A 6,112-nucleotide genomic window follows, 5' to 3' on the forward strand; every position below is an offset into this window, starting at 1 on the left:
TGTTTAGTAGTGGTTAGATATTGATAGAACTGAACTACTATTCCTTTTTTTAATCTTTGGATGCTTAATTGATAAGTCAAAAGATAGCATTTGATTAAATAATTAATAAAAATTAAAGGTATTAATAAGATAAAGATAATGATGAAAAAGATGATGTTATTTGGTAAAGATTGAAAGAGTTTTTTTACGAACATATTTAATAGTTCCTTTCTTTGAATATTGGCTAAATCTATAATACTATTAGTTAAAGTTAAATTATCGTTAGTTAAATGTAATAGTTGATGCAAATAATAATAAAATTTAGTAAAGAAATTATTTTTTAAAGGTTTGGTTGAGGTATTATTGTTTTGTAAAGATTTTTGCTTAATTTGTTCTTTTAAAACTTGGTTTTCTAATTGTAATAAATATTTCTTTAATTGAATATTTTCTTGTTCTAAGGCGGTTAATGCTTCATTCGGTAAATTATCATTATTCATAATATTGATGCTTACTCCATAGTTAAAAGCATTACAACGTTGAAAAGTTTGTTGGTTAGGTAAAGAAAATATTAAATTTGTTTGGATAAGAAAAAATAATAATATACACACAGTAAACATGGATTTGCTTTTTTTAAGAGTCAATTTGTTATCGCCTCCTTCGTGATATGTGTAAATTAAATAAAAAAACTATATCTAATAATAGAGTTTTTAAATAATTTGTTATTAAGAATTGAGGATATCTGGTTTTTTAGGAGGCGGGGTTGTGTCTAAAAATTGATAATAGGTTCTTGTTTGCCAACGATCACCACCAGAACAACAATCGTAGTCGTCGATATACCAGTTATCACTCAAGAAACCTTCTTCATATTTATAATAATGTGTCTTACTGTTTTCATCATAAAGAATTCTAGATAAACGACCTAATTTGTTTCTAATTGTTTCTCCTTGGTAAGTACAGCCATATTGGATATAACATTGTTCTAACCATTTGACATAATCTTTTTGATAATTAATTAAAATATCTCTTTTGGGTTGTACATCTTGACAAATGATACGATATATTTTATCTTCGGTTTCGAAAGTGTTTATTATTAAATTAACAGTATATGATATATTAATTTCTTTATAAGAAGGTTCAGTAATAGTTATAAGATTATTACCATTGTGAGTTTGTTTGTTGTATTCTCTTTTATAAGCATATAAATCGTTATCTCTTTTCCAATCACGGATAGCTTCGTAGGGGTTAAGAGAGTCTGGGAGATTAATGTGGATTGGTTTTTTTTGAGTTTCGAAAACAAAAAGATAGATGTTTTTGGCACCATTGGAAAGTTTTAAGAGATCTTCGATATTTCCTGGGAGTTGGGCAATTTCTTGTTTGTAGGTGCTTATTTGTTCTTCGTATTTTTTGATTTGTTCGTTTATGAGTTGTTTCAAATTATCAACTTCAATTTCTTTTAATAGTTTTTTTCTCCGTTTTTGGATTTTTTGTAAAGTTTTTATGAATTCCTTTAAGAATTGTTTTTTTGGTGATTCATTCATGATACGAATACCATCATCGAAATAAATGGCGTCGATTTGAACATCATTTAGAATTTCTTGGGGTAAGGGAACAACCAAACCAGTATTAGGTGTGGCGTTGTAACAACCTAATTTGATGAGTTTGGGTTCTTTTATGATGTTGTTGTTGATTAAGTATTGATTAATTATTTCTTCTTTGTTTTGACCGATGAAGATATTAGAAACTATTAATTGTATATTAGGGTTATCTTTGTTAGTTTTTTGTTTGACATCCCAAAAGACAAAGACTTCTTCGATGGCGATTTCGTATTTGAGGAGGTCTTCGAGAGTGTATTCGTAATCTTCATCATAAGGGTATTTGATATTAAAGGGATTAGTTCTATGTTTAAAGTACAATCCTAAAAGGCCTTGATGAGGGTTTTTGAGTTTAGGATCAAAAAATTGTTTATTATAAGGATTGTATGAGGGCTCTTCAAGGCCATAGATGGAAGTTTGGATATCGAAATATTTTAAGATGTTGGGGATATCTTTTTTATCTAGGACGTTGATGTCTTGTCTTTTGAATTTGGGTTGGGTGTTTAACCATTCTTGTTGAAGAGTTTCATAGTCTGTTAGTTTTAATTTGGGATTTTGTTTGTTTTTGAAAATAGCTGTGAGCGTAGATGGTTTTATGGGATAATATAAAGATTAATAAAGAAATAGTTAATAAAAGAACTTTTTTAGGGATTTAGTTTTAATCATAGTTTGTTTACCTCCTTTTAGATTTTTAGTTAAATGACCTAACCAATTATTGTGTTGTTGGGTTGGGTAAAAGAAAAAGACCCTGAGGAGGGTCTTTTTGGTTTTATGATAAGCATACAAGTTAAAATATTTTTTTAATCATTTAAAATATTTAAAAGTGTTTTATAGGTTTTTAGTTGTTCTTTTTGATTTTTAATTAATAATGTTAAATTATTTGATATTTGAGTAAGATTTTCAATTTTTTGAAGATTATTTTGATTATTTCTTTCTTGTGATATTTCTTTTTCTATATTAACTTTTTTATTTGCATTATCGCGAATTTTATTTTTTGTATCAATAATCATTTCTTCAATTGATGGATTATTGCTTGGGCCAGCTTCATTATTATTCATCGCCATTACTTGATGATTATTAAAAATAAATAATAATCCTATAAAAGTGATTAAACAAAGATGAATTATTTTAAATTGGTTTTTTGATCGAAACATTAATTAAATCTCCTTTATTTTTTTATCCCTCAGATGGGGTGATTTCGTATAGGGAGTTGAGGGAGTGTAAGATACTATTTTTTTCAACTAAAAACCTTTTATCATAATTTTTTTGTTCTCTATTTTTAGATTTTTCAGCAAGGTTTAATTGTGAATTTAATGCTTTAATTTCGATTTCATCTTTTTTGTCATCAAGTTCACTTATTTGTTTATTATAAATATCACATTTTTGTTGGTATTCATTTATTGTTTTTTTATCGTGTTTAAAAGTTTCTAACAATAAATTCCAACTATTTTTAATTTCATTGATTTCAGTTTTTTCTTCTTCGGTAATATTATTTGGTAATAAAGTTTTATCATCGGTTTCAGAGAAGATATAAGATGCAATTTGATCATATTTTGCTTGAGTTATTTTAATTTTAGATTTTGGAATTTTTATTTCATGTTTGGTTGTTGATTCTTTATTTGATTCTTCTAATTCTTTAGTTAATTTTTGTTGTTGATTAGATAATGAGTTGTTCGTTTGGTTATTTTTTTTCAGTTTTATTTCGTGATTAACAATCACAATTATAATAATAAAAACAATAATAAAAAATATTGAATATTTTTTAAAAAATTTCATTCTTTAAGGACCTTTCCGATAATAATAGTAATTTATATTATCTTTTAAAGAAATTAATTACTACTATTATACAACTTTATTTATTTTAAATTCAAAGAAAAAGTTTGATTAAATTAATTTGTAATAGGTTGAAGGAATTTATTATATCTTTTTTTGTTTGATTCTTTCTTGGGCTTTGGTGTAACTTGGGGATTTTTGCTTTAATTCTTCTTTTATGACATTTATTTCTTCGTTTTTAATTGGTTATTTTTATTATTCTAGTTTTAAATCTTTAACTTTATCTTTGATAGTTTGAGATAATTTGAAAGTCACGACCGTTTTAGCTGGGATTTTGATTTTTTTACCTGTTTTAGGGTTGCGTCCTATGTAGGTTTTGCGTTTTTTCAAGATGAATTTACCTAATTTAGAAGATAAGATTACTTCTTCGTGGGAAGCGATAGCCGCTATTAAAGTATTTTCAAAGTTTTTGTAAAATGTTTCGGTTTGAGTGATAGAAGTTTGGTTAATTTCGGCTAATTTTTTAATTAATTCTTTTTTAGTCATTTTTGTTTTTCTCCTTTTTGTTTTTTGTTTTTGGTGGTTTTCTTTTTTAGTTTTAATACTGTGTTCCAAAAGTTTAGACAATTTTTACTTTTTAAAAATTCTTTAAGACTAATGATTAAGTCATTAGTCTTTTTTCTTTTCAAAGACTGAAATAATTTTCATATCTTTTCAAAAAATATTTTTGGAAAGGAATAAAATGTTAAGACAAGAATTATTTAAAGCATTTTTAAAAAATAAAAAGAATTTAGAAATTCGTAATCAATTAATCAATTTACATTTACCGTTAGTAAATAAGATAGTAAAAAGATTTAAATATTATCCGCGTTTGTTAATTAGAGAGGATTTATATCAAGAAGGAGTTTTAGGGTTAATCAAATCCTTAAATAATTACCAAGATTTAGGATATGACTTTATCGCTTACGCAACTCCAACTATCAAATCAGAAATCAATGAACTAATAAGAAAAAGTCATTCCCCTTCGATCCCTCAAAAAACTCATAAAGCCAATAACACTTCTTTTCAAGAAGAAAAACACGTTTGGCATTATCAAATCCCTAATCCTCATCAATTATGGTTAAAACAAATAAACCATGAATTAATGCTTAAAAAACTAAAAACCAAACTAAGCCAAAACGAATTCAATATTATTAGATTAAGTTTCGGCATCCCTTTAGAAAATATTAACAAAGATTATCAACCTAGTTATTCCAATCAAGCAATAACTTATAAATTAAATTTAACTTTAAGACAAGTAGAAAATATTAAAAAAATAGCGATCAATAAATTGAAAAAATAAATTATATGAAAATAGAAATTATTTTATATTTTTTAATATTTTTCTTGCATTGTTTATTTTTATTATCTTTGCCTCATATTATTATCACTTAATGTCAAATTTAAACTCAATACAAAAAATAAAAATAACTATCAATTTAAAAATAATTAACATTTCAAATAACAAAGGAGAATTAAAATGTTAAATAAAGTCCAATTAATTGGTCGTATCACTCATGACCTCGAAAAACAATATATTAATAGCAACAACGAACAAATCCCTAAAATCGATTTTCAATTAGCTGTTAATCAAACCAAAGATAAAGTTCAATTCATTCCTTGTGTAGTATTTAGAACCCAAGCAGAAAACACCCATAAATACTTACATAAAGGTTCTAGACTTTACATTGAAGGAACATTATCAATCCAAAAGTACACTAATAACGAAGGCCAAAAGAAAAAAACAACAAAAGTGATCGTACATAATGTTATCTTTTTAGATAATAAACCTCAAACAGATAATTTGCCTTTTTAAAAAACACATTATTTATATACTCATTTTCTTAAGTTGATATAAGAAAATAGAACCTCCCCCAGAAGAGGTTCTATTTCTATAATAATGGTATCTTTATGCACCGTTTTTTTTATTTTAAAATAAAAAACATTGATATTAAATATCTTAATTTTTTTAAATAAAACAACAAAGGAGAGATAAAATATGAGCGACGCCATGACTGAAATCTACCGCGGCACCTATTTTAAAGACCGCAGTAAATTAAAACCAAAAACTAAAACTAATAAAAACAAAAAGGAGAATATCAAAAATGATAAGCAAAACAAGAAAAGAAAGTTTATTAAAAAATAAAAACTTTTGTAACAAAATGGCGAAATACGCTGATTTAGACTCCACAATTTTTGAACTTGAAGAAAGGGGTCGTTTTGATAGTTTTTACGAACTTGTAAGGAGCAGCAAAACCCTTATAACTAAACATTTAGAAAAATTCCTTGACAAAATCGATGCAAAACTAGAAGAATTTAAAGACGAGATAGAAACAAAATTATTTGATTTAAAAATTGAAATACAAAAAGAATATCAATTAAATGATGAAGAATTTGAAGAAATTTGTAATGCAGACTTGTATTAAAAAACATTTAAAGATTTTAAAAAACTAATAAAAACAAAAAGGAGAACATCAAAAATGACTAAAAAAGAATTAATTAAAAAACTAGCGAAAATTAACCAAACTTCATTCACTAAAACCGAAGCATTTTATAAAAACTTCGAAAATACTTTAATAGAGGCTATTGCTTCTCATGAAGAAGTAATCTTATCTTCTAAATTAGGTAAATTCATCTTGAAAAAACGCAAAACCTACATAGGACGCAACCTTAAAACAGGTAAAAAAATCAAAATCCCATCCAAAACAGTAGTCACTTTCAAATTATCT

The 6,112-nt window shown here is 25.6% G+C and carries 10 protein-coding genes; 5 read left to right on the top strand and 5 right to left on the bottom strand.

Going from position 1 to position 6,112, the window contains the following annotated elements:
* From J8J04_RS03220 to J8J04_RS02800, 5 genes are all read right to left on the bottom strand, one after another.
* Nucleotides 1–620 (bottom strand): hypothetical protein (locus tag J8J04_RS03220; RefSeq protein ID WP_225885838.1); only part of this gene is annotated, 620 nt, incomplete at its 3' end.
* 81 nt (nt 621–701) lie between these two features.
* Nucleotides 702–1,892, bottom strand: a complete 1,191-nt coding sequence (locus tag J8J04_RS02785) for a hypothetical protein (protein WP_225885839.1) — start codon at nt 1,890–1,892, stop codon at nt 702–704.
* Nucleotides 1,893–2,371: 479 nt separating this feature from the next.
* Complete coding sequence (locus J8J04_RS02790) at nt 2,372–2,725, bottom strand: SVM family protein (protein ID WP_212332119.1); 354 nt, start codon at nt 2,723–2,725, stop codon at nt 2,372–2,374.
* Between the two features lie 22 nt (nt 2,726–2,747).
* The gene (locus tag J8J04_RS02795; RefSeq protein ID WP_225885840.1) at nt 2,748–3,347 is read right to left on the bottom strand and encodes a hypothetical protein; all 600 of its coding nucleotides are present in this window, start codon (nt 3,345–3,347) and stop codon (nt 2,748–2,750) included.
* A 252-nt stretch (nt 3,348–3,599) separates the two neighbouring features.
* Entirely contained in the window at nt 3,600–3,890 is a 291-nt protein-coding gene (locus J8J04_RS02800) for an HU family DNA-binding protein (protein WP_212332123.1), read from the bottom strand.
* A gap of 196 nt (nt 3,891–4,086) precedes the next feature.
* On the opposite strand from J8J04_RS02800, the gene J8J04_RS02805 reads away from it, so the two are divergent.
* From J8J04_RS02805 to J8J04_RS02825, 5 genes are all read left to right on the top strand, one after another.
* Nucleotides 4,087–4,686, top strand: a complete 600-nt coding sequence (locus tag J8J04_RS02805; protein ID WP_212332126.1) for a sigma-70 family RNA polymerase sigma factor — start codon at nt 4,087–4,089, stop codon at nt 4,684–4,686.
* Nucleotides 4,687–4,863: 177 nt separating this feature from the next.
* On the top strand, nt 4,864–5,199 hold the full coding sequence (locus J8J04_RS02810) for a single-stranded DNA-binding protein (RefSeq protein ID WP_212332131.1): 336 nt from the start codon (nt 4,864–4,866) through the stop codon (nt 5,197–5,199).
* Between the two features lie 183 nt (nt 5,200–5,382).
* Nucleotides 5,383–5,529, top strand: a complete 147-nt coding sequence (locus J8J04_RS02815) for a hypothetical protein (RefSeq protein ID WP_212332135.1) — start codon at nt 5,383–5,385, stop codon at nt 5,527–5,529.
* Nucleotides 5,489–5,809 carry a hypothetical protein gene (locus tag J8J04_RS02820; RefSeq protein ID WP_212332138.1) on the top strand — a complete coding sequence of 107 codons (321 nt, stop codon included), beginning with the start codon at nt 5,489–5,491 and terminating at the stop codon, nt 5,807–5,809. The genes J8J04_RS02815 and J8J04_RS02820 overlap by 41 nt, the downstream gene beginning before the upstream one ends.
* A 54-nt stretch (nt 5,810–5,863) precedes the next feature.
* A partial coding sequence (locus tag J8J04_RS02825; RefSeq protein ID WP_212332139.1) for an HU family DNA-binding protein occupies nt 5,864–6,112 on the top strand: 249 nt, incomplete at its 3' end.

Origin of the sequence: 'Fragaria x ananassa' phyllody phytoplasma, from assembly GCF_018274325.1 — a bacterium.
Lineage (GTDB): Bacteria > Bacillota_I > Bacilli_A > Acholeplasmatales > Acholeplasmataceae > Phytoplasma.